General features: G+C 38.7%; 25 protein-coding genes. 14 read left to right on the top strand and 11 right to left on the bottom strand.

Going from position 1 to position 24,543, the window contains the following annotated elements; genetic code table 11:
- Positions 1-247 precede the first annotated feature (247 nt).
- A complete protein-coding gene (locus ACOZBY_RS14065; protein ID WP_099805992.1) occupies positions 248-1,450 on the top strand; it encodes an NAD(P)-dependent malic enzyme in 1,203 nt (400 codons plus the stop codon).
- Between the two features lie 229 nt (positions 1,451-1,679).
- Entirely contained in the window at positions 1,680-3,428 is a 1,749-nt protein-coding gene (locus ACOZBY_RS14060) for a methyl-accepting chemotaxis protein (protein ID WP_197224926.1), read from the top strand.
- Between the two features lie 38 nt (positions 3,429-3,466).
- Here ACOZBY_RS14060 and ACOZBY_RS14055 read toward each other — a convergent pair whose 3' ends face one another.
- The 3 genes from ACOZBY_RS14055 to gdhA form a co-directional block, all read right to left on the bottom strand.
- Positions 3,467-4,120, bottom strand: a complete 654-nt coding sequence (locus tag ACOZBY_RS14055) for a Yip1 family protein (protein WP_031419485.1) — start codon at positions 4,118-4,120, stop codon at positions 3,467-3,469.
- A 133-nt stretch (positions 4,121-4,253) separates the two neighbouring features.
- Positions 4,254-4,940: a phosphoribosylaminoimidazolesuccinocarboxamide synthase gene (locus ACOZBY_RS14050; protein WP_099805989.1), complete on the bottom strand. Its 687-nt coding sequence runs from the start codon at positions 4,938-4,940 to the stop codon at positions 4,254-4,256.
- Between the two features lie 214 nt (positions 4,941-5,154).
- Positions 5,155-6,528, bottom strand: coding sequence for an NADP-specific glutamate dehydrogenase (gdhA, locus tag ACOZBY_RS14045; RefSeq protein ID WP_012293812.1), 1,374 nt, complete (start codon positions 6,526-6,528; stop codon positions 5,155-5,157).
- 174 nt (positions 6,529-6,702) lie between these two features.
- On the opposite strand from gdhA, the gene ACOZBY_RS14040 reads away from it, so the two are divergent.
- Entirely contained in the window at positions 6,703-7,176 is a 474-nt protein-coding gene (locus ACOZBY_RS14040; protein ID WP_031419490.1) for a YaiI/YqxD family protein, read from the top strand.
- Entirely contained in the window at positions 7,166-8,494 is a 1,329-nt protein-coding gene (locus tag ACOZBY_RS14035; protein ID WP_012293814.1) for a D-serine ammonia-lyase, read from the top strand. The genes ACOZBY_RS14040 and ACOZBY_RS14035 overlap by 11 nt, the downstream gene beginning before the upstream one ends.
- A gap of 101 nt (positions 8,495-8,595) precedes the next feature.
- Here the strand turns inward: ACOZBY_RS14035 and ACOZBY_RS14030 are convergent, their stop codons facing one another.
- Positions 8,596-9,765 (bottom strand): pyridoxal-phosphate-dependent aminotransferase family protein, encoded by a 1,170-nt coding sequence (locus ACOZBY_RS14030; protein WP_012293815.1) that lies wholly within the window; start codon positions 9,763-9,765, stop codon positions 8,596-8,598.
- Between the two features lie 142 nt (positions 9,766-9,907).
- Here ACOZBY_RS14030 and ACOZBY_RS14025 point away from each other — a divergent pair, with 142 nt between their 5' ends.
- On the top strand, positions 9,908-10,969 hold the full coding sequence (locus ACOZBY_RS14025) for a DUF1835 domain-containing protein (protein WP_422762489.1): 1,062 nt from the start codon (positions 9,908-9,910) through the stop codon (positions 10,967-10,969).
- 28 nt (positions 10,970-10,997) lie between these two features.
- Here the strand turns inward: ACOZBY_RS14025 and ACOZBY_RS14020 are convergent, their stop codons facing one another.
- The 3 genes from ACOZBY_RS14020 to ACOZBY_RS14010 form a co-directional block, all read right to left on the bottom strand.
- The gene (locus ACOZBY_RS14020; RefSeq protein ID WP_012293817.1) at positions 10,998-11,483 is read right to left on the bottom strand and encodes a hypothetical protein; all 486 of its coding nucleotides are present in this window, start codon (positions 11,481-11,483) and stop codon (positions 10,998-11,000) included.
- A gap of 344 nt (positions 11,484-11,827) precedes the next feature.
- Positions 11,828-12,454 carry a nitroreductase family protein gene (locus tag ACOZBY_RS14015; RefSeq protein WP_031419498.1) on the bottom strand — a complete coding sequence of 209 codons (627 nt, stop codon included), beginning with the start codon at positions 12,452-12,454 and terminating at the stop codon, positions 11,828-11,830.
- 398 nt (positions 12,455-12,852) lie between these two features.
- Positions 12,853-14,079: a ferredoxin reductase family protein gene (locus tag ACOZBY_RS14010; RefSeq protein ID WP_036215484.1), complete on the bottom strand. Its 1,227-nt coding sequence runs from the start codon at positions 14,077-14,079 to the stop codon at positions 12,853-12,855.
- A gap of 161 nt (positions 14,080-14,240) precedes the next feature.
- Between ACOZBY_RS14010 and ACOZBY_RS14005 the strand changes: the two genes are divergently transcribed.
- Positions 14,241-14,729 (top strand): metal-dependent hydrolase, encoded by a 489-nt coding sequence (locus tag ACOZBY_RS14005; protein WP_012293821.1) that lies wholly within the window; start codon positions 14,241-14,243, stop codon positions 14,727-14,729.
- A gap of 303 nt (positions 14,730-15,032) precedes the next feature.
- Here the strand turns inward: ACOZBY_RS14005 and ACOZBY_RS14000 are convergent, their stop codons facing one another.
- Entirely contained in the window at positions 15,033-15,854 is an 822-nt protein-coding gene (locus ACOZBY_RS14000) for a squalene/phytoene synthase family protein (RefSeq protein ID WP_080695181.1), read from the bottom strand.
- A gap of 228 nt (positions 15,855-16,082) precedes the next feature.
- Between ACOZBY_RS14000 and ACOZBY_RS13995 the strand changes: the two genes are divergently transcribed.
- From ACOZBY_RS13995 to ACOZBY_RS13975, 5 genes are all read left to right on the top strand, one after another.
- Positions 16,083-16,817 carry an SDR family NAD(P)-dependent oxidoreductase gene (locus ACOZBY_RS13995; RefSeq protein ID WP_012293824.1) on the top strand — a complete coding sequence of 245 codons (735 nt, stop codon included), beginning with the start codon at positions 16,083-16,085 and terminating at the stop codon, positions 16,815-16,817.
- 417 nt (positions 16,818-17,234) lie between these two features.
- Positions 17,235-18,071, top strand: coding sequence for a type II pantothenate kinase (gene coaW, locus ACOZBY_RS13990; protein ID WP_012293825.1), 837 nt, complete (start codon positions 17,235-17,237; stop codon positions 18,069-18,071).
- 128 nt (positions 18,072-18,199) lie between these two features.
- Positions 18,200-18,424: a hypothetical protein gene (locus tag ACOZBY_RS13985; protein WP_031419509.1), complete on the top strand. Its 225-nt coding sequence runs from the start codon at positions 18,200-18,202 to the stop codon at positions 18,422-18,424.
- A gap of 22 nt (positions 18,425-18,446) precedes the next feature.
- Positions 18,447-18,578: a hypothetical protein gene (locus ACOZBY_RS13980; protein ID WP_004269370.1), complete on the top strand. Its 132-nt coding sequence runs from the start codon at positions 18,447-18,449 to the stop codon at positions 18,576-18,578.
- Between the two features lie 87 nt (positions 18,579-18,665).
- Entirely contained in the window at positions 18,666-18,986 is a 321-nt protein-coding gene (locus ACOZBY_RS13975; RefSeq protein WP_031419511.1) for a DUF3889 domain-containing protein, read from the top strand.
- 35 nt (positions 18,987-19,021) lie between these two features.
- Here ACOZBY_RS13975 and ACOZBY_RS13970 read toward each other — a convergent pair whose 3' ends face one another.
- The gene (locus tag ACOZBY_RS13970; RefSeq protein ID WP_031419513.1) at positions 19,022-19,576 is read right to left on the bottom strand and encodes a DJ-1/PfpI family protein; all 555 of its coding nucleotides are present in this window, start codon (positions 19,574-19,576) and stop codon (positions 19,022-19,024) included.
- 163 nt (positions 19,577-19,739) lie between these two features.
- Here ACOZBY_RS13970 and ACOZBY_RS13965 point away from each other — a divergent pair, with 163 nt between their 5' ends.
- Together ACOZBY_RS13965 and ACOZBY_RS13960 are read left to right on the top strand one after the other, a co-directional pair.
- Positions 19,740-20,138 carry a MarR family winged helix-turn-helix transcriptional regulator gene (locus tag ACOZBY_RS13965; RefSeq protein ID WP_012293828.1) on the top strand — a complete coding sequence of 133 codons (399 nt, stop codon included), beginning with the start codon at positions 19,740-19,742 and terminating at the stop codon, positions 20,136-20,138.
- Positions 20,139-20,143: 5 nt separating this feature from the next.
- The gene (locus ACOZBY_RS13960) at positions 20,144-21,334 is read left to right on the top strand and encodes an MFS transporter (RefSeq protein WP_373561634.1); all 1,191 of its coding nucleotides are present in this window, start codon (positions 20,144-20,146) and stop codon (positions 21,332-21,334) included.
- 66 nt (positions 21,335-21,400) lie between these two features.
- Here the strand turns inward: ACOZBY_RS13960 and ACOZBY_RS13955 are convergent, their stop codons facing one another.
- Positions 21,401-22,189 (bottom strand): MerR family transcriptional regulator, encoded by a 789-nt coding sequence (locus ACOZBY_RS13955; RefSeq protein ID WP_422762488.1) that lies wholly within the window; start codon positions 22,187-22,189, stop codon positions 21,401-21,403.
- A 76-nt stretch (positions 22,190-22,265) separates the two neighbouring features.
- On the bottom strand, positions 22,266-23,276 hold the full coding sequence (locus ACOZBY_RS13950) for an alpha/beta fold hydrolase (protein WP_012293832.1): 1,011 nt from the start codon (positions 23,274-23,276) through the stop codon (positions 22,266-22,268).
- A gap of 139 nt (positions 23,277-23,415) precedes the next feature.
- Between ACOZBY_RS13950 and ACOZBY_RS13945 the strand changes: the two genes are divergently transcribed.
- Entirely contained in the window at positions 23,416-24,297 is an 882-nt protein-coding gene (locus tag ACOZBY_RS13945; protein ID WP_031419520.1) for a LysR family transcriptional regulator, read from the top strand.
- The last annotated feature ends 246 nt before the right edge of the window (positions 24,298-24,543 follow it).

Here is a 24,543-nt window from a genome sequence, read left to right as displayed (position 1 = left end):
ATGTGAAATATTGAACAGCTTGAAAGGCGATAGTTGTACATTTCCCAATATTCATCCTTATGATATTAACTATTTTAAAATAATTGATTGTGAAAAGTTTAATTTGACAGAAAGGCGTGTATGAAGTCTTGTAATGCTGTGTTTTCGAAATGAAAAATAAATTGACAGAAAATTCGTTGACTATATTTTCACAAAGTAATATGATTCTAAAATATAATGAAAAACAAAGGGAAAAGGATGGGATGGAATGGACGTCATGAAGAAAGCTTTAGAAATGCATGCACATTATAGCGGTAAATTAGAGGTGATTTCAAAAGTTCCAGTACAGGATTCTTATGATTTAAGTCTTGCTTATTCACCTGGAGTGGCTGCACCATGTGTGGAAATTGAAAGAAACCCATCGCTGGTTTATGACTATACAATGAAGGGGAATATGGTGGCAGTTGTGTCAGATGGTACGGCAGTTTTAGGATTAGGGGATATTGGTCCTAAAGCTGCATTACCAGTTATGGAAGGGAAAGCGATTTTATTAAAGCGTTTTGCCAATGTTGATGCTTTTCCAATATGTTTAGATACAAAAAGTACGGATGAAATCGTCAGCATTGTGAAGGCGCTTGCTCCGACGTTTGGGGCGGTGAATTTAGAGGATATTTCAGCACCTAGATGTTTTGAAATTGAGGATCGACTGCGTCAGGAATGTGATATACCAGTATTCCATGATGATCAGCACGGTACAGCTATTGTAGTAGGTGCCGCTATGATTAATGCGAATCGTATTGTGCAAAAGGATATTGCGACAATGAAGGTCGTCATCAATGGCGCTGGGGCAGCAGGGATTGCTATTTTACGAATCCTTGTGCAAATGGGCTATAAAAATATTTTTATGTGTGATACAAAAGGTATTATTTATGAGGGACGTAAAGAGGGGATGAATCCGATTAAAGAGGCGATTGCTCATTTAACAAATCCAGAGAAAATACATGGTACGTTGAGTGAGGCGCTCGTTGGTGCGGATGTTTTTATTGGTGTTTCGGTTGCCAATCTATTAACAGAGGGGCATATTGCGTCTATGAATGAAAACCCGGTGGTCTTTGCATTAGCTAACCCAAATCCAGAAATTACGTATGAAAATGCCAAGGCGTGGGGAGTTCGTGTAATGGGTACGGGTCGTTCGGATTATCCAAATCAAATTAACAATGTCCTGGCGTTCCCTGGCATTTTCCGTGGCGCATTAGATGTACGTGCTACGGATATCAATGAAACCATGAAACTAGCTGCTGTGGAAGCAATAGCTTCACTTGTTAGTGATGAAGAGCTTACGGAGGAATATATTGTTCCTAAGTCATTAGATGAACGTGTTGTTGCCATTGTCTCTCGTGCAGTTAGCGGTGCAGCGGTCGAATCTGGAGTCTCGGAACTGTTCCAACAAACTACAGCGCTAACAGTTTAACAAATTACAGATATCGAAATACGGCAAATGTAGAAAAGCAAAGAAATGCTTTTCTACATTTTTTTATCGAATTTGCTCGAAAAATGTTGTTGTTTGGTTTTTTATGTAATAAAATTGGTGAGTATAAGGTAATGACTTGTGCAATGGATTGAAAAGTATAAATACATAATTTTGCGATGTTTTTGAAACGAAATAGGTCTTAAGTCTATTTAAAGAGGAGAAAAAATACATGAATACATTCGTTCCATTTAGATCTATTAAAGCCAAACTGATTGCTTTCTCTTTATTGCTTTTAATGATTCCCTTGATTATTTTAGGCTATCTAAGCTATCAACAAAGTAAATCAAATTTAGAGTCGGTGGGAAAAGAAAACTTAAGAAACAGTGTGGAAATGACCATTGCCATGATTGAACAATTTAATCAAGAGGTAGAGGCAGGTAATTTAACTTTAGAAGAAGCACAAGAGAAAGTGAAGGTCGCTATTTTAGGGAAAAAGGATAATGAAGGAAAGCGACCTATTAATAAAAATATTAAACTAGGTGAGAACGGTTATATCTTTGTTGTAGACCAAAAGGGGAACTCTATTGCACATCCGAACATCGAGGGAAATAATGTCTGGGATGAACAGGATGATAATGGAGTTAAGTATATGCAAGAAATCATTGCCAAGGGGAATGAAGGTGGTGGATTTGTCTTCTATTCGTGGCCATTACCAAATTCAGATCAACTAGAGAATAAAGGAGTCTATGCAGAAACGGATCCGTATTGGGGATGGGTTATTGGTGCCAGTACCTATTTAGCAGATTTTAATAAACCAGCGGAGAGTATTTTGAAATTAACGATGATTGTAATTGGTGTCGCTATTATTATTGGGGTATTAGTTATTTGGCAGTATGCAAGTAGTATGGCTAAACCTATCAACCGAGTGGTCCAAGCGATGGAGCGATTTGCAGAGGGCGATTTGACGCAAGAAAGTATGTCTATTCGCTCAAAAGACGAAATTGGCAAACTGGCAAACGCTATGAATCAAATGCAATCTAAATTGAAGGACATGATACACAATATTGCTCAAGCATCTGATTTAATTACTACTTCTAGTAAGGAGCTTTCACAATCGGCCAATGAAGTGAATATGGGTGCAGAGCAAGTGGCGATAACAATGAATGAATTAGCATCTGGGGCAGAAGGACAAGCACATCATTCGAACGAATTAACTTCCTTGATGGAACGTTTTACTGCGGATTTGCGTGAAACAAATCAGTATGGTGAGCATATTCATCAATCTTCTTTTGAAGTGTTAGGCTTAACCAATGAAGGAAGTCAGCTCATGACATCTTCTAATTCTCAAATGAAAAAGATTGATAGTATTGTACAAAATGCAGTAGAGAAAGTAAAAAATTTAGATGCCCAAGCACAGGAAATTTCTAAATTGGTGGTGGTCATTAAAGATATTGCCAATCAAACCAATTTATTAGCTTTAAATGCCGCGATTGAAGCTGCTAGGGCAGGTGAACATGGCAAGGGATTTGCGGTGGTTGCGGATGAAGTACGCAAGCTTGCTGAACAAGTTGGCTATTCAGTCAATGATATTACAACAATTGTAACAAATATACAGCAAGATTTTGATGTTGTTACGAGCTCATTAGAGGATGGCTATCAGGAGGTAAAAGATGGGACAACTCAAATTAAAGCTACGAGTGAAACGTTTACGACGATTAGTGATTCTATTAATGATGTTGTAGAAAGTGTTCAATTGATTTCCAAAAATTTATCAAAAGTAACGGATGATGGTCAAAAAATGAATAGTGCTATTCAAGAAATAGCTGCGGTCGCAGAAGAATCTGCAGCAGGTGTGGAGCAAACGACAGCGACAACAGAACAGACAAGTAGCTCAATGGAGGTTATGGCGGGGAAATCAGCCCAATTATCAACATTGGCTATAGAATTAAAGACATTGGTTGCCCAATTTAAACTGTAAAAAAATCTCCCACTCTCTTAAATGAGAGGGGAGATTTTTTACATCATGCCTACTCCGATAGCCCCAACTAGGATAATGAAGAATAGAACGAAGAACAAGATGAATAAAATAATTCCTGGAATAAAGATCGTGAAAAAGGCCATCCAATTAGTGATTTGGTGTGCTTCTGCTACCACACCGACAGAAATGACGAAAGACCAAATAGTGACAACAATAGAAGCTAAAATGGCTGGCCAAAAAATCCATGGCAGTGAGCCCATAAAGTTTGGATCTAATAAGGATTCCGGAGAAGTGATTAACCAGATTAAATAAAATGGAATAAGCACTATAAATGGTACAGCTGTAAGGCTCAGCCCTTTAAATAAGTCTGAATACGTACCAGTACCCTTAAATAGCTTACCAAATAGCCATGTGATGAGAGCGGATATAGCTGTCCCAATAATACCAGCGATTGGAGCAAAAATTACACACAGTAAAGCCAATAACCAAGGGGAAAGTTCAGTGAAAAACTCCGAATCCGTCAGCCCTGACATGATAGAGCCGATATAACCGATGGACATAATCAAAATAGCAAAGCCGATTGATTTTTCGTTAATCATATAGCGAGCGGTTTGCTTTGGATGTAACCAAACGGATATAAACGGATTCATCTTTGGCCTTTCTTCATTTTGTGTGTCATTAAAATTTTCCATTAAACTACCTCCAAAATAATAGAATAATTGCATGTTACGCATAGTTAGTATACGAGCGACCCAGTGAAAAGTTTCGTAGAAAGTAAAAATAAGTTATTTTCATGACAAAAGAGCCGCACAACGGCGACTCTTCTTAGTTACTTAGTATAATTTTTTCAAGCTCTAATGGTTCAATATATTGCTCACCTTTGTAAGCACGCATATTACCACCAGAAATTTCATCGATTAATAAAATTTCATTAGTTTGGGCATCACGGCCGAATTCCAATTTAATGTCATAAAGCGTTAAGCCCTTTTTAGCAAGCTCAGTTCCTACAAATTTAGAAATTTCAATTGTACGTTGTTTTAAAATGGCATATTCTTCGTGTGTTAACAGGTTTAACATAGCTAATGCATCTTCAGAGATTGGAGGATCTTGGCGATCATCATCTTTAATGGTAACTTCCACAAAGGCATCAAGATCTTGGCCTTCCTGCGCATAGGCGCCGTAGCGTCGTAGGAATGAGCCAACTGCCTTAAAGCGGCAAATTACTTCTAAACCGTTCCCGAACACTGTTGCAGGTTTTACAGTCATTGTTGCATCATCAAAGTTTGCATCTACATAGTGAGTAGGAACACCTTGTTCATTTAATTTAGAATAGAAATAAGAAGTTAAGCGTAAACCCGCTAAGCCAGCACCATCCATTGTTAAGCCAACCGTATTAGCGCCTGGGTCGAACACGCCGTTTTCACCTGTTACATCGTCCTTAAATTTTAATAAATAATGACCGTCTTCTAATCTGAACACATTCTTCGTTTTCCCTGTATACAATAATTCCACAAAAAACCCTCCAATATTCATAGTACTCTAAAATTATAACACGAATATTTTAAATATTTAATATGAAAAATGTTCGTTTTGTGTGTTTATTTATATCATTTATTGCTGATTTGCAATAAAAAACAAGGTGATAACGAATAATCGTCATCACCTTGTGTGTTTGAAATGCTTCGTAACTGGGTGGTGGATTTATGCTAGATTGCTAGGTCAGTAATTAATAAATGCCTTCAGTAAGCATTCCATCTGCCACCTTAATAAAGCCAGCGATGTTTGCACCCATAACTAAGTTGCCAGGGAAGCCGTATTTTTCAGCAGCAGCTTTACTATCTGAATAAATATCTTTCATAATTTGATGAAGTTTCGCATCTACTTCTTCAAATGACCAAAATACGCGGCTTGAATCTTGTGCCATTTCAAGAGCAGATACAGCAACTCCTCCAGCATTCGCTGCTTTTGCTGGTCCGAATAATACACCTGCATTTAAGAATTCATTAATTGCTTCAAGATCAGAAGGCATGTTGGCACCTTCACCAATCGCTTTGACCCCATTAGAAATTAATGTACGAGCTGATTCACCATTAATTTCGTTTTGAGTTGCACATGGTAGAGCAATGTCACAAGGAATTGTCCAAATGCCAGTGCAGCCATTAGTAAAAGTAGCATTTGGTCGGTAACTTACGTAAGTTGAAATACGATCACCTTTTACTTCTTTGATTTCTTTAATGACATCTAAATCTAAGCCTTCTGGGTCATAAATATAGCCTGAGGAATCAGAGCAAGCAACTACTTTTGCGCCGTATTGCTGTGCTTTCTCAATTGCATACGTCGAAACGTTTCCAGAACCAGAAACGACCACAGTTTTTCCTTCAAATGAATCATTCACATCTTTTAACATCTCATTAACGAAATAAACTGTACCGTAACCCGTTGCCTCTTTACGTGCTAAAGAGCCACCATACCCAGGAGTTTTCCCAGTTAATACACCTGATTCACTAGCTTTCGTTAAACGTTTATATTGCCCCCATAAATAACCTACTTCACGAGCGCCTACACCAATATCACCAGCAGGAACATCGACATCTGGACCAATATGACGGTATAATTCAGTCATGAACGCTTGGCAGAATCGCATGATTTCAGAATCTGATTTACCTTTCGGATCAAAGTTTGAGCCACCTTTACCACCACCGATTGGTTGGCCTGTTAAAGCATTTTTAAAGATTTGTTCAAAGCCAAGGAATTTAATGATGGATTCATTTACCGAAGGGTGGAAGCGTAGACCGCCTTTATAAGGCCCCATGACATTGCTATATTGTACACGATATCCACGATTTACTTGGACTTGATTATGATCATCTTGCCAAGCGACACGGAAGGAAATGATGCGATCAGGCTCAACAATACGTGATAAAATATTGGCCTTAATATATTCAGGATGTTGGACGAATACAGGTACTAATGAAATAAAAATTTCTTCAGCTGCTTGTAGAAACTCCGCTTGATGACAGTTCTGTTGTTTAAGTTGCTCGAATACGCCATCTACGTATTCTTTAGCTAATTGTTCATTGCTAACAGTTGTGATTGTCATAGTAAAACCCCCATTTAGTTGATAGGTGTATCGTATATTTATTTTTCAAACTATTCAATAAAATACTTTTTGAGTTTGTGAAAAATTGAGCAAGAGGGGTCATGTAAATATTATTTTAAAATAATTTATTGTATTAGTATTCATCTAATTATGAGAAAGGAATGATGCCTTATTGTGAAGGTTCTTATAGATGCTGATGCCTGTCCAGTAGTGGATTTGGCGCTATCTGTATCATCTGAGTTTGAGATTGAAACTATCTTATTTTGCGATACATCCCACCGTGTGGAACGTGATAATGTAATAACAATTATTGTACCGAAAGGTCCTGATTCGGTTGATTTTACGCTAGTGAACGCGCTTTCAAAACATGATATTGTCATTACACAGGATTACGGGCTTGCGGCAATGGTTTTAGCAAGAGGAGGGTATCCTATTGATCAAAATGGACGAGAAATGTCTAATGAAAATATCGAACGTTTGCTCGATATGCGTCATGTCGGTCAAAAAATTCGAAGGGCAGGTGGACGTACCAAGGGCCCTAAAAAAAGGACACAAGAAAACAATATTTCGTTTGAAATGAAATTTCGACAAATTTGTGAACGAGCGATTTCTGCACAAAAAATGGAGGATTCTACAGGTGAAAAATGAACTTAAACATGATTTTTTAGAGCAGTTTCCACAGTTGAAATTGATGGCGGCAAAAGATACTGTACTTTGGGAAAATACAAATAGAGTGAAGAATCCGGCAACATCGCTTTTTACTATGGAAGAAGTGGAGGAGGCAGAGGAAACGTTACAACGCTTTTCCGCATATTTAAAGCTGGCGTTCCCTGAGCTTGTGGCAAGTAATGGATTAATCGAATCAGGTATTCAAGAAATCCCTGCTATGAAAGGTGCGATTGAGAATAAATATGGTGTGCTTATAGAAGGTCAGTTACTTTTAAAATCCGATCATGCTTTACCTATCTCAGGTTCCATCAAGGCGCGTGGAGGCATTTATGAGGTCTTAAAGCATGCTGAAAGGCTGGCGCTGGCGAGTGGAAAGCTCCAAAAAATAGATGATTATGGGCGTTTAGCATCTGCGGAGTTTCAATCCTTCTTTCAGCAATACACCATCGCAGTTGGCTCAACAGGAAATTTAGGCTTAAGTATCGGCATTATGGGCAAGAAGCTCGGCTTTAATGTCGTTGTACATATGTCGAGTGATGCCAAGGAATGGAAAAAAGCTTTACTCAGAGAAAAAGGGGCCACGGTTGTTGAATATGAGGGTGATTACAGTGCTGCCGTTGAACAGGGACGCCAAGAAGCAGAATTAGATCCGATGTGTCATTTCATTGATGATGAAAACTCTAAGGATTTGTTTGCTGGCTATGCAGTCGCAGCAATGCGTTTAAAAGGGCAATTAGAACATATGAATGTGCCAGTCAGTGCTACAAACCCATTGTTTGTTTATTTACCATGTGGGGTAGGAGGAGGACCAGGTGGAGTTGCCTACGGATTACGAGAACTATTTGGTGAACATGTGCATATTTTCTTTGCGGAGCCCGTGGCATCTCCTTGCATGACGCTAGGCTTAATGACTGGACTTCATGATGCTATTAGCGTAGAGGATATTGAATTAGACAATAAAACCGAAGCAGATGGTCTGGCAGTGGGCCGCGCCTCCAAGTTTGTAGGAAAAGTAATGGAGACGTATATAAGCGGCTGCTATACAGTGACGGATGAAGAATTGTTTACCTCATTAGGTTTAGCAATGGATAGCGAAAAATTATTTTTAGAGCCATCCGCACATGCGGGAATGTTTGGACCGATTCGATTAATGAAAAACGGGCAAAGCTATTTGGAAAAGCATAACTTAGCGGACAAAATGGAACAGGCAACACATCTGATTTGGGCAACAGGAGGGAGTATGGTCCCTGATAGCATGCGTGCCACGTATTTAGCTAAGAGCAGAGATTTAGTTTAACAATGACCATACTTTTTGTTTAAAAAAGAGAAGGTATTACCCAAATCAAGCTATTCAAAGCACAAAAACAGGTGAAGAAAAATGCTTCACCTGTTTTCTTATTAACGTTGCAATGCTTTACGTTGAGCTGCTAAATATACCTCTTGAGCGGCAAGGACACCTGCGCCTGGCTGGAAGTCATAAGCGAAGTCTTGAAGCGCGGCCTCCAATAAGGATACAGCTTGTAGGATATCACTTGGGAAGCAGTAGCCCATATGGCCAAATCTGAAAATTTTATCTTGTAGGTGACCAAGGCCACCTGCAAAATCTAGGTGATATTGCTGCTTAAGGTGTGTTAAGAATTCACCAAGCTCAATTCCCTTTGGTGCCATAATAGCTGTAATGGTAGGGGAGGCATATTGATCTTCAGTTAAGAGCTCGATGTGTAATGCTTTCATAGCGCTACGTACCATGTTTTTCATGAGTTCATGACGGGCAATTGTTTGCTGGAAGCCACCTTCCTGTTCAATTAACTGACAAACCTCATGCAGGCCATCAATAAGCGTGATAGCAGGAGTATTTGGCGTCATCCCCTTTTCAGCCCAACTACGATAACTTAATAGATTTAAATAATAGGCTGGCGTTTGATTATCTTCAATGACTTGCCAAGCTCTTTCGCTCACACTGACAAGAGAGAGTCCAGGCGGTAGCATCATCGCTTTTTGAGAGCCTGTCACGAGAATATCAATACCCCAAGCATCCATTTCAGCCGGCGCGCCACCGATGCAGCTTACGCCATCCACGATAACGAGTGCATCTGTTTCGTCTTGAATCACTTGTGCTAATTCAGCAACAGGGTTTAAAATGCCTGTAGAAGTTTCGTTATATGTGATAAAAACCGCTTTGATATTTTGTAATGGCTGTAAAAATGCCTGTAGCTCCTCAGGTGTGCAAGCTTGTCCCCACTCTTTTTCAAGCTTATGTACATGGAAGCCGTATTGCTCGCAAATGGAAACGAAATAGTCACCGAATGCCCCGACCGTAATGACCACAACTTCCTCACCAGCGGCAACCGTATTGACTGCCGCAGCTTCTAGTGCAGCTGTCCCGCCCGATGGCAAGAGTAAAATGTCCTGTGTCGTGCCAAAGACAGGCTTTACCGCCTCAATCGTTTTTCGGTATAATTCTACAAATTCTTGACTCCGATGACTAAAAATATCCCGACTCATCGCTAGCTGAACTCTCTTTGGAATCGGTGTCGGCCCCGGATGTCTTAAAATATTTTCATACATATTATCAATCCCCTTTACTTGACAGAAATTCAAAATTTTCTAACTATAATAATAACATACTTTTTGTAGGGACTAGCTGCTTTTTGAATAAATAATGGAAGAGGTTAGTATAAAGCTATCATTTGAAAAGGAGACCAAGGATATGGAAACAGTGATGCACTACCCATTTATCTATTTTTTGTACGACCACAATCAGGTGCTTGTATATACAATTCAAACGCTCGATTCCATTACATTAGCAAATGTCGTGGAAAATGGAGAATGGGAGAGGTATGAGCTTCCGCCATCAGAGCCATTTACAACATTTCGGCATGAACAAAGTGATCCTAAAGAGGGATGGTCTTTTTGGGCTGCGGCGGAACACCTTAGCTATTTGGTAGACACCATTAATGATTACATTCAGCTTCAAAGAAACAGGATGACGACAACTGCCCGAGTTGCACATATTGTTTGCTCAGAATCTGCAGCTGGCTCCTTACGAGTGGAACTTGCTCCGCCTAAATATGTCATTGGCTTTCCTGAGGATTTGTCTATAGGACCGCTGTGGAAGCTTGATGAAGAAAGAGGACAAGCATTCCGCCAAAAGTGGTTAATGGAAAATATTAACGATGAGATGGATGACTTTGTTGGTCCTACTAAAATAAGAGATGCCATTCGAGAGATACGTGATATCCCTAGTCACCTACCTATCTATATTTGGTGTGGGGACCATATAGAAGAACAATGTGGGCTTCGGTTTTTCCTCTATGTATTGCGTGATCAGCACAATGAAATATTTCTTATACATTCAAATGGACAGCAAGTGATCGAACGTCAGTGGAATCCAAATCTGTATGATATAAAGAGATTATCAGTAAAGGGACGTCAAAAATTTCTACAGCAATGGGAAGGTTTGGCAGAATCAACAGCAGTACTTCGTCAATGGGAGCATCAGCATATTCAAGAGGTGCCTGAAAATTTTTATGACTCTTTCATCGTGAAGAAGCTAAAAGAAATGCATCATGAGCAGGGACATGTGGATTTTATTCAAACTGGAACATTTCTTTTAGAGCTACTTGCTAGCATGGAGAAACAGCCAAACATCTTTTATTTAGAATATAGAATCCGATATTTAGTTTATAATGGCACTCTAGTATTAAAAGGAATTCCTAAATCTATGCGGCATTATTATGTGAAACTACGCCAAAAAACCTCTTTAGTCTGAAGACTTAAAGAGGTTTTAAGATGGTGAACTAGGCTACGAATGGTTTGTTCATGCGCATTAAACCGTAAATAGCAAAGAACAGCCCGCCTGTAATAACCATTAGAATTGTGAAAAGTACAGCCTTACCAGTTTCACCACACCAGCGATAGAATAGGCGATATGTGAAATACAATGTAAAGCCCACCATACCTAGTGATGCGAGTATACCGATAACTGGTATAAACGAAACGATAAACAAGCCTGCATAAATAAGCGTATTTTTTAGAGCCGTTGCACGAATCGTTTCTCGATTATCTCCACCAGCAGTCAGTAGGAAAAGACTGTATACATTAATGATAGGAATCCAAGCAATATAGGCTACATCTCCAAAACCATTTGTTTTAGATGTCATAAAATAAATTAGTGCACTAATAATGTAGGCGATTAGCCCAAGAACTAGAGATGCTAAAATTAGGATAAGAAATAAGCCTCCCATGGCTGCATCTAAATCAGAGTTATAATAATTATAGTCCATCAGAAAAACCTCCCTTCTTAAGAAAATACCTCCTAATGATACCAATCCTATTATGTTTAATCTACAAGCATTTATATGTAATTTTTAGTAGCAATCACACAAATGTACTAGAAAGAAAATGTCCATTATTTCTTTTATGATGATTTTTTGAGTAATGAAGGAAAGAAATGCAAAAAATATCCCTGGGAAAATTATTGTGCTAGTGTTGGAGAATCATTTTTTTAATTTTTCACCGTTTACTATTCGCAAACATTACTATCCTATGTTTGTAGTGGTACCTGACATGCCAGCCTATTCACAAAAAAGTCACCTTCCTATATAGAAAGGTGACCATTTTACATGTATTACATGAATTTGGCGATATGCTCGAGCTCAATACGTGAAGAATTATAGGCAGGGGCTGCTGCTTTACCAATCGCAATTAAAATAACGGGTACGATATGGTCAGCTAATTCAAAATGTTTGGCGAAGGCTTCTTTGTTAAAACCACCCATTGGTACTGTATCATAGCCCATGTCTTTTGCTAAAAGCATGATTTGCATGGAAATTAGACCAGCATCAAATGTAACGATATTTTTTAAAATCTCCTGAGGAAGCTGAGAATACAAGTTCATAGAATTAGTTATCATTAAATCCTTAGTTGCTTCATTAATATAACCAAGATCGTAATTTTTTGTAAAGATTGACTCCGCATTTTCGTACATTTTTGTATCGCCTAGCACAGCAATAACAGCTGAGGAAGTTTCCACTTGTTCTTGATTGTTAGCAATGGCACGTAACTCTTTTTTTATTACTTCATCTTGAATGACGATAAAGCGCCATGGCTGTAAGTTACTTGAAGATGGCGCAGAAGTGGCTTCTGTTAGTAATTCTTCTAGTTGTTCTTGAGGGATTTTATAATTTTCGTCGTATTTACGAACAGATTTACGGTCATGCATAACTTTATTTATATTGCTTTTTGTCACTGTCATCATTTTGACTCCTTCATTATAAGTTGCGTGTTTACTATACGATAAATGAACTCAAATTCCAAGTAAATTGCTCGAATTAGAGAGTCTTGAATGAAGGATTTCTGATGAGAGGATGATTGCCTGAATGTCATGACGCACCAAACTCGAAATTTGCAAGGAGAAACAACTGAATTTTTTCATGCTTTAGATAGAATTTATCTTTTAGAAAAAATGTAGAGGAGTGCTTTATGGAGAAGTTGATTGAACGGAGTGGGTGTTTTCTGTGCGAAGCAAAGCAGCTCCTCAATCTCCTATAGTGGAAAACAGCGTCCTTTCTTCATTAAATGGTTAAAAGAAAAAAGACTATAGTTCCACTCAAATGTTTTTGAGGTTGTCTATAGTCCGAAGGGGAACACTTGCTATCTTAGTTTAAATGCTTCCCATTCTATATGGCTAGTAGGCGCGGACGATTTGAAGTGCTTTATCATTTTTTCGGGTCCACATAGATAAATACTTGTATGAGCTGGTATGGTCATCCGGTCAAAGGAAAGCCTGTCCTCCTCTGTTGTATCAATAAAGGTGACCGTAAATTTATCATTGGATTGCGCATAGTTCAGTAAAAAATCTTTATATACCATATTATCCACACCATGAAAGGAATAATATAAATCAATTTTCTTAGTAGGTTTTGTTTGTAAATAGGCTATGAACGGCGTAATGCCAATGCCACCAGCAACCCAAAGTTGTTGATTGGCTCCTTTGGCAAAGTCAAAATGGCCAAAAGGACCATCTATGGCAACAGGGGTGTTCAATTGTATTTGTTTGTAGACCTGCTTTGTAAAATCGCCGACTGCTTTGATCGTCACCCTAATTTTTTCTCCATCCCCACCAGAAATAGTGAAAGGGTGGGGTGCTTTTTCAATGCCTTCCTGAAAGATTTTTAGAAAGATAAATTGTCCAGGTCGGTAATGAAGCTTTTTCGTAAGGGTCAGTTCTAATTCGATGACATGGATATTTAGTTTTTGAATGTTGGAAATGGAACCGTTATACCGGAAAAACATATCTTGATACATTGTCATCATATACAGGGCAGACATAAAACCAATAGTTGTTGTAAGAGCAGTGAAAATACCCAATGCTGAGGGCTGTAATAAATCATATTCGCTCGAAAAATAAGTATGGTAAATACCCAATGTATAAGGAAGAAGCAAAAAGCGGTGTAACCAGCGCCAATGCTCATATTTTAAAAATTTTGCTAGGAATGCAAGGGCGATTAGGATGATAAATCCATATTGCCCGAGCTCTCCAAGCTCTTTCGCCCATTCACGAAAAGATGTTTGCGGGAGTTCTTGATCAGGAACCATCTTTTGCAATTGCCCATGGATCATGATAGAACCAAGTGAAAACATGGCCAATACTTTATGATAAAAATTTAAGCGCCCTAGCCCATTAAACCAACGCTCTAGTAGTTTCATTCTTGTTGAGAAAAGAAACACAAGGAAGAGTCCTGTAATCGCTAAGCCTCCAATAATATGAGCAAGCTTGTTCAGTGGATGAATGGGGGCCAGGGGGATAGCAAAATACCAAAGGCACGCACTACTGCCCATTACCAATATAATAAAAAGTAGTCCTCTATAAGCTTTCATAAATAACCTCCATCCCTATTTTTAACCATATACTTTATGGCTATACAATTATTGGATGAAAATATTTCAGATCGTACGTTCGGAATGTATGTTCCCTTTTGGGCGTATTTATGTTACATTAAGATGGTTCGCAAAATGCGTAAGAAGGGTGGAAGTACTTTATGCAAGGGAATACCCATATGGTTGGGGGCATTACAGCAAGTCTAGCCTTTGCACAAATTTCAAATGATAATCCGCTTGTTTTGGTAGGGGCAGGCGTTATCGGTGCATTACTTCCAGATATTTGCCATGGTGGTAGCAAAATCGGAAGGAAGCTTCCTATCATTTCAAAAATAGTTAATTCGCTGTTTGGGCATCGTTCCTTTACACATAGTTTGCTGTTTTTATTTTTGATTGGGATGCTACTACATACATTTATACCTTATAAGTCCGTTACAATAGGTATTTTATTAGGGATGGCAAGCCATGTTTTATTAGATATGGGGACCAAAAAGGGTGTAAAGCTATTTTTCCCAGTCTCCATTTCGGTGCGTCTACCGCTTACTACAAAAACAGGTAGTAAAGTGGAAAAAATAGTGTTTACATTGTTAACAATGCTGTCAGTCTTTTTTAGCTATGAAATCATTGTGCAGCTTCTTGCTACAAATTAAGGAAAGAAACCCACTAAAGTGTAAGACCCCCCGGTAGGTAGCAGTTTATTTAAGGGGAGTAATGTTTGTAAGCTTTGTTTGAGTTGAAGCTTTGTGCAAGCAGAAAGTATGCGTACCAATGGGAGATTGTCCGTAATTTTTATGGAGCTTTAAAAAATATCTGAAACTAGCGATTGACCTTTGCGTAACGCAAACCTTTATAAAGTGCTGCTCAAAAAGGAACCCCTGAACGAGAAAATTCTCATGCAGGGGTTTTATTGGTATTACATATTAATGGGTCATTCTAGAAATGAGAGCCGCCCATCAGTCTGCCTGTACCTCTTCAACGGTTTGCTCAACCTCTGTACGTGTTATTTTTTCACGACCGTCTTGCATGGCTTTTAATGTTTTATGCGCTAATGCAAGTGGTAATCGACAGAATAATAATACTGTGCGTTTATTAATATCTTTCATATAAAGATCAGCTTTCGCGAGATTTTCCTCTGCATAAGTAAATAAATCCTCGCGTGTCCAGCCGTCAGGAACGAAACTTACGCCACGCTCATCCATATCCTCATGCTGATTGCGTAAAATATTGACAGCCTGGAGACCTCGACCATAGCCAATTGCTAAATCGCGATCTGTTTGAATGTCTGCACCCCACGCCCAAAGCTCAGACAGCATTGTCCCAACAAGCCCTGCTACGTAGTATGTATAATCATCTAAATCCTCGCGTGTATGCACCTGCCAATTAGCTTTAGCCCACTTCGCCATACCAAAGGCCATTTCACTTGTAGAAGCTTGGACAATTTTTCGAGATTCCTCAGGGCAGAATGCTAGCCAATCTGCTAAGCGAAGGGTTACCTCAGGTAACTGTGCCGCATAAGGCGCTACCAATTCTTGATATGCCTCATTATTAAATGTGTCCTTTAAAAGGTCACTAGTTGCCGATAATAAATCAAACTTTACATCATTGGAAAGCTGTTCATGATCCTCTATTTCATCGATGGCACGCATCGCTAAATAGGCAGCTGCTACCGATACCTTTAAATCATTTTTTAAGAAAGTGATGGGTATATAAAAAGTGCGACTTGTATCTTTTAAAACCTGCATCGCTTCTTTATAAAGTCTTTTTTGATCTTTCACTTGTATTCCTCCGTTCAAATGGTTCCACATCTATAGTATATCGTATCGTAAAAATGGGGAAAGATAAAACAGATTGTTCATGAATATGGAGATATTCTTTGAAAACGGTTACTAAAAATGATATAGTTTAATAGTAAACTATTTAAACCTATACTTTTATTGTGGTCTAAAAGGGACGGTTTATACTAGTACGACAGACAAATTTCAAGTGAGAGGAAGTATAAAGTAATGGGACGTTTAAATAATAAAATTACAATGATTACAGGTGGAGCATCTGGAATGGGGGCAGCGATGGCAAAGTTGTTTGCACAAGAAGGTGCGACAGTCATTGCAGCAGATATTAACGAGGAGAACCTAGCGAAAATCTCAGAGCTCGAAAATGTAGAGGGCATGAAATTAGATGTTTCTTCTGACGAAAACTGGGCAGAAGTGACAAAAGCGATTGTCGAAAAATATGGTCGTATCGATATTTTAATTAACAATGCTGGTATTTCTTCAGAAAAAGGTCCAGATCAAATTACACAAGCGGACTGGTCCATCATGCACAATATCAATGCTTTTGGTCCATTCCTTGGCATTAAACATGCGTCTAAATATATGAAGGAAGCAGGGAAGGGCTCAATCGTTAATACATCATCTTACACAGCCATTATTGGTGCAGGATTCAATGCATATACAGCATCTAAAGGCTCTTTACGTGCGATCGCTCGTGCAGCGGCTTCCGAGCTTGGTGCTTTCAATGTTCGTGTCAATACCGTATTCCCAGGTGTTATTGAAACACCGATGACAGCAAAATTATCGGAAGCAAAAGAAGCTATGGATATGTTAGTAAAAACTACGCCAATGGGTCGTCTTGGTCAACCAGAAGAAGTAGCGAATGCAATCTTATTTTTAGCATCCGATGAAGCTTCTTATATTACAGGTGCTGAGTTAGTTATTGATGGTGGTTATTCAGCACGTTAATTAATTGCATCGTAAAAGAAAGTGGAAATGCCTGTTTGCAAGCAGTGCATTTTCACTTTTTTTGTTTTTTTAGTAGAATGATGTTAAAGTATTATAATTCGTCAAGATTCACTTGTAGATGAGAAATAAATTGATATTTTTCGTGATTTTTTTATGAATGTTTATGAAGTTATTGCACAATTATTTCAACAGCGTTAAAGTTTAGAAAGGGCGAAAATGTCATTACAAGATTTGGGGGACTGGACGAGGCGTTATCGTTTCGGACAATGACTAGTTAGTCAGGATTTTGGCACACCAAAACTCCTTGCAAAATCCTTGACACCAATGAAGGCATGGAACTTATTTAGTTGCCTGACTACTAGCGTAATGATCATTCGTAATAGATGAGGTTACGTAATAAACACAAAGGAGAATTGTATGCCAAAGGCTATAGGTATTGATGCAGGTGGCACATTGACAAAGGTTGCTTATTTAGATGAAGACAATGAACTTATTCTAACAACCTTCCCGTCAAATGATTTGCTATCTGTGAAAAATTGGATTATTGATCATCCAGATATTGAGGATATTGGTGTTACGGGGGGACGTACAGAACAATTACTTGATGTCATTAAAACAATGAAATCGATTCATTATATAGTAGAATTTGAAGCTACATTAAAAGGTGTTCGTTTTTTGTTAAATAAGGAAGGCTACTTGTTTGAACGTAGTATGATTACTAATATCGGAACGGGTACTTCTATACATTATATGGAAGATAATACACATATACGTGTTGGTGGGACAGGCGTTGGTGGCGGAACATTAATAGGATTGTCAGCGCTTACAACAGGCATTACAGATTATAATGAAATTCGTGAAATGGCTGCTAATGGTCATCGAGAAGGTATAGATTTATTAGTCAAAGACATTTATCAAGGAATGGATACACCCATTGATGGGCATTTAACTGCGAGTAATTTTGGTAAAGTGGGCATTACACAATCCATGAAGCATCCTGCTGAGGATATTATTGCAACTGTACAGGGACTTGTTGGTGAAGTGATTACAACATTAAGTATTCAATATGCTGAGGAAAAAAATACACAGCATATCGTTTATATTGGATCGACTCTCAGCAATAATGAACATCTTGCCCGCGTAATTGCCAATTATACACGCACGAAAAAGCATACACCTGTCTTTATTAATGATCATGGCTTTTCTGGAGCTGTGGGAGCATTGTTAAATATAACGGAATATACCATTGTCTAGAGACAGATTAGAATGAACATGACTAACTTGGGTTAGGGATGTTCATTTTTTTTTTACAAAAATGCCCGAAAAAAATACCTCATATAAACGCGAGTACCTGAGCAAATTATATGTAGGAGGTGATATCTGTGGGCAATCGAAATAATAAAAACAGCAAAAAAACCATGAATGCCAGAACGCATAATCCTTTTGGCACCTACAAAAGCAAAGACCTCGATAGAAGTAATAGTAATAATAACAACCCGAATGACAACTTGAATGAGGAGTTCGCGGCAGAGTTTGATGCGAAGGCCAAAAATAAAAACAATAAAACCAATCATGATAAAAATCAACAATCCAATAAAAAGAACTAATTATTTTTTGGAGGTGTAAGCAATGGCGAAGAAAAGGAAAACAAGCTTTAAAAAGAAAAAGAAAGAGGATACACATAAAAAGAATGATCGAGAAGAATACTCAGCTGAGTTTAACCAAGTCATTCATAATAATCCTCAACAGCCCAAACAATAAACAACGCTGCTCCATTAGTAATTACTTTTGGAGCTCTTATTTTTTACTTCGTTCATCATTTTATACCGTTAATTAGGAGGGTTTTCTGTGAAAAATGTGTATGTAATGCTTGGACTTCTGTTTGCCGTGCCATTACATATTCCAGAGATAGTTTTGGCACAGCAAGAAACACCTGCCTATGCGAAGTGGGGAAAGCTAGCGGTAGAAGAAGTGAAGGGGAAGTATCCCCATGCAAAGATTGTGGACTATTTACATGAGGGAAAGGAAGTACATGGAGCGTCAACCATTGAAAAATTTAAGCTTTGGCTGAAGCAACCTGACAAAGAATTTGGAGTTCATGTACGAATTAGCTACCTTACATCGACGCAAGAAGTAGAGAAAATTGAATTACAGGAAAGCCAGTCATAAAAAAGAGGATGCCTATGCTTAGGCATCCTTAATGCTCATCCCTCTAGTTTTTTAATAAATTCACGCATTAGCCCTGGTAAATCTGGCCAAGCATGACCGCTTACTAAGTTGCCATCTGTGTGAAGATTGGCATCTATATAGGTGGCCCCAGCTACTTGAACTTCTGGTTTGCAAGCAATGTAGGCTGTAAGTTCGCGTCCTTTTAGTACTTCGGGGATGGTTGCGAATATTTGTGCTGCATGACAAACAGCGGCAATCGGTTTATTGGTTTCAAAAAAATGACTCACAATGGTCGGTACATATTCATTTAAACGGATATATTCTGGCGCCCTTCCCCCTGGAATCATTAAACCATCAAATTGTGATGGATCAATATCTGCAAAAGAAGCATGTGCCTCTAAGCCATAGGCAGGACGCTCAATATATGTGTCGACGCCCTCTACAAAATCATGTAATACTGTCTGTAATTTCTTTGCGGATGGTGCTGCGATTGTGACATCAAAACCTGCCTCAAGACAACGATAATAAGGATAAAAAATTTCTAAAGCTTCTACTGCATCTCCTGCAAGTATTAAAACCCTTTTCCCCATGATTCCATCTCCTTTTCCTTGTGATCTCCTTGCTTAATTCGACATATGCAAAAAATTCCCTGCAAAGATAGAATGCCCTTTGCCAAATTAGTTGCTTTACAAAGGAAAAAATGAAGCGTATAGTTTATTTAGCTAGGTAAATAATTTTTAGGAGGAAGACCATATGAATCCGATATTCCATGCTTTATTTCAAAAAAGTCGGTACTTAACGAACTGCTTAAATGAAGTGTTGAAGCAGCATCAATTATATAGCTCCCAATGGACCATTTTATATTGCTTACATAAAAACGGGCCTATGACCTTAACGCAAATATGGAAATATTTAAATGTAGAGGCACCAAGCATTACAAGAGCTATCACACGATTAGAGACATTGGGCTGGGTCGAACGATTAGACGGGGAAGATAAGCGTGAAAAAATTGTAACCTTAACTGCACAAGCCAATGACCGCTTACCAGCCATTACAGAAACAATTTTAGCTTTTGAGGAAGAAATGGTAGGATCACTTACTGCTGAGGAGCAGCAGCAGTTTATGATATTACTGGAAAAAATGAAAGGTTGATTAACTTGCAGCAAGGGGAGAATACACAAATATGGACAAAGCGATTTATTAGTCTCTTTTTAACAAATATATCTGTCTTTTTTGTTTTTTATGGGCTAGTAACGACTTTGCCGCTTTATGCCATCGGTGAACTACACCAAACAGATAAGGAAGCCGGCTTGTTATTGTCAGGTTTTTTACTATCAGCGATAATTGTACGTCCGTTTTCAGGGAAATTATTAGATGTGTTTGGGAAGAAAAAATTGCTAGTGCTATCCATAGCCGGCTATTTTGCTTGTACTGTCTTATATTTATTTATTCATCCATTTGGACTTTTACTGGGTCTTCGTTTTATTCAGGGGATCTTCTTTAGTATCATTACAACAGCCGCAGGATCATTAGCTGCAGATATTGTACCAGCCAAGCGAAAAGGGGCAGGTTTAGGTTATTTCACGATGTCTACAAATCTAGCGGTTGTCATTGGGCCATTTATTGGTCTATTATTAATTCAATATAGCACTTTTAACGTGTTATTTATTGTCATGAGTTTTTGTATACTAGCTGGAGGCATTTTAGCATTAACGGTTCATACTGACGATTTACCGCAGCCAGCACATAAAGGGAAATTAACGTTCACCTTCCATGATTTATTTGAGCGAAAGGCATTGCCCGTTGCAGCAATTGCTAGTTTAGTAGCTTTTTCGTATGCTAGTGTTTTATCATTTTTATCGGTCTATGCACAGCAAAAAGGTTTAATGGCGGTTGCCAGTCTTTTTTATGCCGTGTTTGCAGCAGCTATGTTAATTACACGTCCATATACAGGAAAACTTTATGATACAAAGGGGCCTCAATTTGTTATTATTCCAGGTATTATCTCTTTTGCTATCGGACTTATCATGCTAGCCTTCGTTGAAGGACCCATGTTATTTTTAAGTGCAGCTATTTTTGTAGGCTTTGGCTACGGAGCAGTGACAACGAGCTTACAAGCATTAGCGGTTCAATCAACAGCCATCCAACGAAGCGGCTACGCAACAGCAACCTATTTCACGATGTTTGACCTTGGGATTGCTCTAGGCTCTTATATTTTAGGAATGGTGGCCGTACAGGCAGGATATGCTTCTGTCTACTTATCAGGGGCCGGTTTACTAGGAGTGGTCTTTATTATTTATCTCCTACGTCTTGCCAAGATGAAGCCGAAAAAAGTAGTGAATATATAGTAAAACAGTTGGGATGACCCCAACTGTTTTTTACTTTTATATGCGGCCATAGCCAACGAAATATTTTTACCAATAGGTGTTCTTAATATTAGCAATAGAAACGCCTTCATTACTAGCATTAATCAGTTCCTTAATCTGATAGTTATTTTTTACAATCCATTTTGCTAAATCTACACAGGCTGTACTAGCAAAATTAGCATCCGAGCGAAACGTCATGGTGGCCATCATTGGCTCAGGTGGAAGAGTTCGTAATTGAAATGTATCTGGAAACAATGGAAGCTCCTGGCTTAAAAAATAACCGACTTCAAATTCGAATTCATCTTCTTTATCCTCTATTTCTTTCCATAAAACGACCTGAGGACTTTGAGCCAATTGGCGAATTTCTTTTGATAATATTCGATTAAATGTACGAAATAGGTCTGGAATGTCTTCTTCTTTCCCATGCGCCTTCAAAGAAAGGAACTGCTGGGCATTTTCAGCTTTGAATCTGATTTCTTGTATGGTTTCCACTTGCCCCTCACTTTCTAAAAGCTGCATACGTTCCTCAATTCGAGCAAGCTTGGCTTGTTCCATATCGATAATGCCTTGAATTTCATTTTTTTTCAGCTTAAACATTCCTTGAATATCCTTTAATGTAATATCTTCATGGACCAAATGAATGATTTGTGGCAAAGTGAATCCTAATTCCTTATAAATAAAAATTCGGTTGATTTCAAGGAGCTGGTCTGCCGAATAGTAACGATAGCCAGTTTCGTGATCCACCTTTCTTGGCTTTAATAGGCCGATTTGATCATAGTAGCGCAATGTTTTTAAGGATACTTTGCTTAGCCTAGAAAACACACTAATTTTAAACAAAATATCACCTCCAATCTCTATCATAATGGAAGTATATAGTTTCCCGTGCAGGGGAAAGTCAAGAGTAAAGTGGTTTTTATTCAAGCAGGAGCATTTTCAGGTTTTTATCAATAAATTCAGAATCTGGCTCATGCTGTCCAATCCCTGCACAATGTCCCCACTTCGATTCAATAGGGAGGAAGCGCGCATTTGGCATATGTAGTGCATCATAATTATTGTCCTCTGGAGGAAAAAAAAGATCAGTACTTCCTGGCATGACCAATGCACGAGCTGTAATCTTGCTTAATGCAAGCTCGAAATCACCATCATACGTCGAATTGGCACTAATATTTCCAGTAATGCCGGTACGTAGCATGGAGATTAAATCATTGGCGTCAAAGCTTAAAAACACTTGATCCCAGTAATCCACGAGGTATTCCTCCAGCGTTTCATAGCCTTCTTGCTGATAGAGCTGTTCTAAATAATAAGCCTGTGAGAATCCCCAAGCTGCATAGACGCGTCCCATGGCAGCCAATCCCTCTTTAGGTTGCTCGGTGTAAAAACCATTTTTCCAGTTAGAATCAGCTTGAAGGGCAGCAATCATTCCTTCAAATACAACCTTGGCATGGGGTCTAGTCATGGCAGTCCCTCCGAATGGAGCGATTCGTTCGACCATCTCAGGGTAACTTGCTCCCCATTGAAAGGTTTGTACAGCCCCTAACGACCAGCCAACTACGAGTGCTATTTTACTAATACCAAACTTTTGAGTAACCAATTGATGCTGTAGTCGCACATTATCATAAATTGAAATGAGTGGGAAATTTGCTTGATGATAGGGCGCTGGTGTATTGCTTGGAGAAGAGGATAATCCATTGCCAAGCATATTCGGTATGATGATAAAATACTTTTCTGGGTCCAGTGCCTTACCAGTTCCGATTAACCATTCATTATCAGTATGCAAGCCTGCAAACCATGTAGGATAAACAATGGCATTATTCTTTTCCGCATTTAGTGTCCCGTATGTTTGATAGGCAAGAACAGCATTTGGCAGTATGTCACCTGATTGTAGCTGAATGTCTCCCAGTTCATAAAGTTTATAATCTTTCATGTGAAAAACTCCTTTTTGTCATTAAAGATGGTATAGATGGTCTTTCTTGTCATTACTCTACGAGAATGCTATTGTGAAGTCAAAGAAACGTTTTTGAATAAAACATTCATTTTTTTTGAATCATGGGGTGAACTATACAATGGAATTGCGTCAATTAAAGACCTTTTATACACTCGCTTCAACACTCAACTTTAGCCGCGCTGCAGAGGTGCAAAACTATGTTCCATCAACGGTTACGATGCAAATGAAGGCATTGGAAGAGGAACTAGGTGTAAAGCTGGTGGACAGATTAGGAAAAAAAGTAATCTTGACTGATGCGGGTAGACGTTTTCTAGATTATGTAGTCCGTATATTGAGTGAACTTGAAGAAGCGGAGCATGCGGTTAAGCAATCTGGCGAAATGACGGGGACGTTGGTCATTAGTGCAGATGAAACGTTGTGTACGTACCGCCTGCCTGCTATACTGCGTCTGTTTCGCTTACGATATCCAGGAATTCGGCTTATTTTTAAGCCGCTGTCACATGCGAACTTGAAACAAAGTTTGCGAGAAGGGGACGCGGACATTATTTTTATGCTAGATGAGGACAAGCACGAGATTGGGTTTTGCGGAGAAAAAATGCAGGATGAGTCCTTTTATATTTTGGTAGCGCCTGATCATCCATTAGCTTCACGTACTGAATTGGACATTGAAGATTTTAATGGGGAGACCTTTTTACTGACGGAGAAAGGGTGTTCCTATCGCACATTTTTTGAGCGAAGTCTTTCTCAAAAGGGCATGGGGGGAATTACGGAATTGGAATTTAACAGTGCGGAGGCGATTAAACAATGTGCGAAAATAGGGATGGGCATCGCCATCTTGCCTGAAATGGCTGTGACAGCAGAATTGAGTAGGGGGGAACTAGTCTCGTTACCGTGGGATATGTCGGCCACATCGTTTGCCACCCAAATGTTTTGGCATGAAGAAAAGTGGATTTCGCCTGCCATCCAAGCTTTTTTAAACTTGGCACGAGACTTTGCTTGAAATTTAATCACAATAAACAATTTAACAATGACTCTCTCAATTTTCACAATCAATATTTTCTTTATCAATACATTAGGTTATAAAGATAATCCGTTTACAATGATTGTAGGTGTTCAATCAAATAGTAAATATAGACCTGTATCAAGTGTAGAGTTTGGGTTTAAACCTGAAAACAGCATTTAGAGAAATAGCTAATCAAATAGTAACCACCGTGGAACGAGATGTAATGTGGCTAGAACCAAGATT

The sequence above is a fragment of the Lysinibacillus sp. NPDC056220 genome (genome assembly GCF_049315265.1).
In the GTDB taxonomy this organism is placed as follows: Bacteria; Bacillota; Bacilli; order Bacillales_A; family Planococcaceae; genus Lysinibacillus; species Lysinibacillus pinottii.
This window is presented reverse-complemented; position numbering and strand designations above follow the sequence as displayed.

Bases quoted from the DNA above. Each gene is read 5' to 3' on its own strand.
- ACOZBY_RS14065 (WP_099805992.1), top strand. From the start codon at position 248: ATGGACGTCATGAAGAAAGCTTTAGAAATGCATGCACATTATAGCGGT.
- ACOZBY_RS14060 (WP_197224926.1), top strand. From the start codon at position 1,680: ATGAATACATTCGTTCCATTTAGATCTATTAAAGCCAAACTGATTGCT.
- ACOZBY_RS14055 (WP_031419485.1), bottom strand. From the start codon at position 4,120: ATGGAAAATTTTAATGACACACAAAATGAAGAAAGGCCAAAGATGAAT.
- gdhA (WP_012293812.1), bottom strand. From the start codon at position 6,528: ATGACAATCACAACTGTTAGCAATGAACAATTAGCTAAAGAATACGTA.
- ACOZBY_RS14030 (WP_012293815.1), bottom strand. From the start codon at position 9,765: ATGTATGAAAATATTTTAAGACATCCGGGGCCGACACCGATTCCAAAG.
- ACOZBY_RS14025 (WP_422762489.1), top strand. From the start codon at position 9,908: ATGGAAACAGTGATGCACTACCCATTTATCTATTTTTTGTACGACCAC.
- ACOZBY_RS14020 (WP_012293817.1), bottom strand. From the start codon at position 11,483: ATGGACTATAATTATTATAACTCTGATTTAGATGCAGCCATGGGAGGC.
- ACOZBY_RS14015 (WP_031419498.1), bottom strand. From the start codon at position 12,454: ATGACAGTGACAAAAAGCAATATAAATAAAGTTATGCATGACCGTAAA.
- ACOZBY_RS14010 (WP_036215484.1), bottom strand. From the start codon at position 14,079: ATGAAAGCTTATAGAGGACTACTTTTTATTATATTGGTAATGGGCAGT.
- ACOZBY_RS14005 (WP_012293821.1), top strand. From the start codon at position 14,241: ATGCAAGGGAATACCCATATGGTTGGGGGCATTACAGCAAGTCTAGCC.
- ACOZBY_RS13995 (WP_012293824.1), top strand. From the start codon at position 16,083: ATGGGACGTTTAAATAATAAAATTACAATGATTACAGGTGGAGCATCT.
- coaW (WP_012293825.1), top strand. From the start codon at position 17,235: ATGCCAAAGGCTATAGGTATTGATGCAGGTGGCACATTGACAAAGGTT.
- ACOZBY_RS13980 (WP_004269370.1), top strand. From the start codon at position 18,447: ATGGCGAAGAAAAGGAAAACAAGCTTTAAAAAGAAAAAGAAAGAGGAT.
- ACOZBY_RS13970 (WP_031419513.1), bottom strand. From the start codon at position 19,576: ATGGGGAAAAGGGTTTTAATACTTGCAGGAGATGCAGTAGAAGCTTTA.
- ACOZBY_RS13965 (WP_012293828.1), top strand. From the start codon at position 19,740: ATGAATCCGATATTCCATGCTTTATTTCAAAAAAGTCGGTACTTAACG.
- ACOZBY_RS13950 (WP_012293832.1), bottom strand. From the start codon at position 23,276: ATGAAAGATTATAAACTTTATGAACTGGGAGACATTCAGCTACAATCA.
- ACOZBY_RS13945 (WP_031419520.1), top strand. From the start codon at position 23,416: ATGGAATTGCGTCAATTAAAGACCTTTTATACACTCGCTTCAACACTC.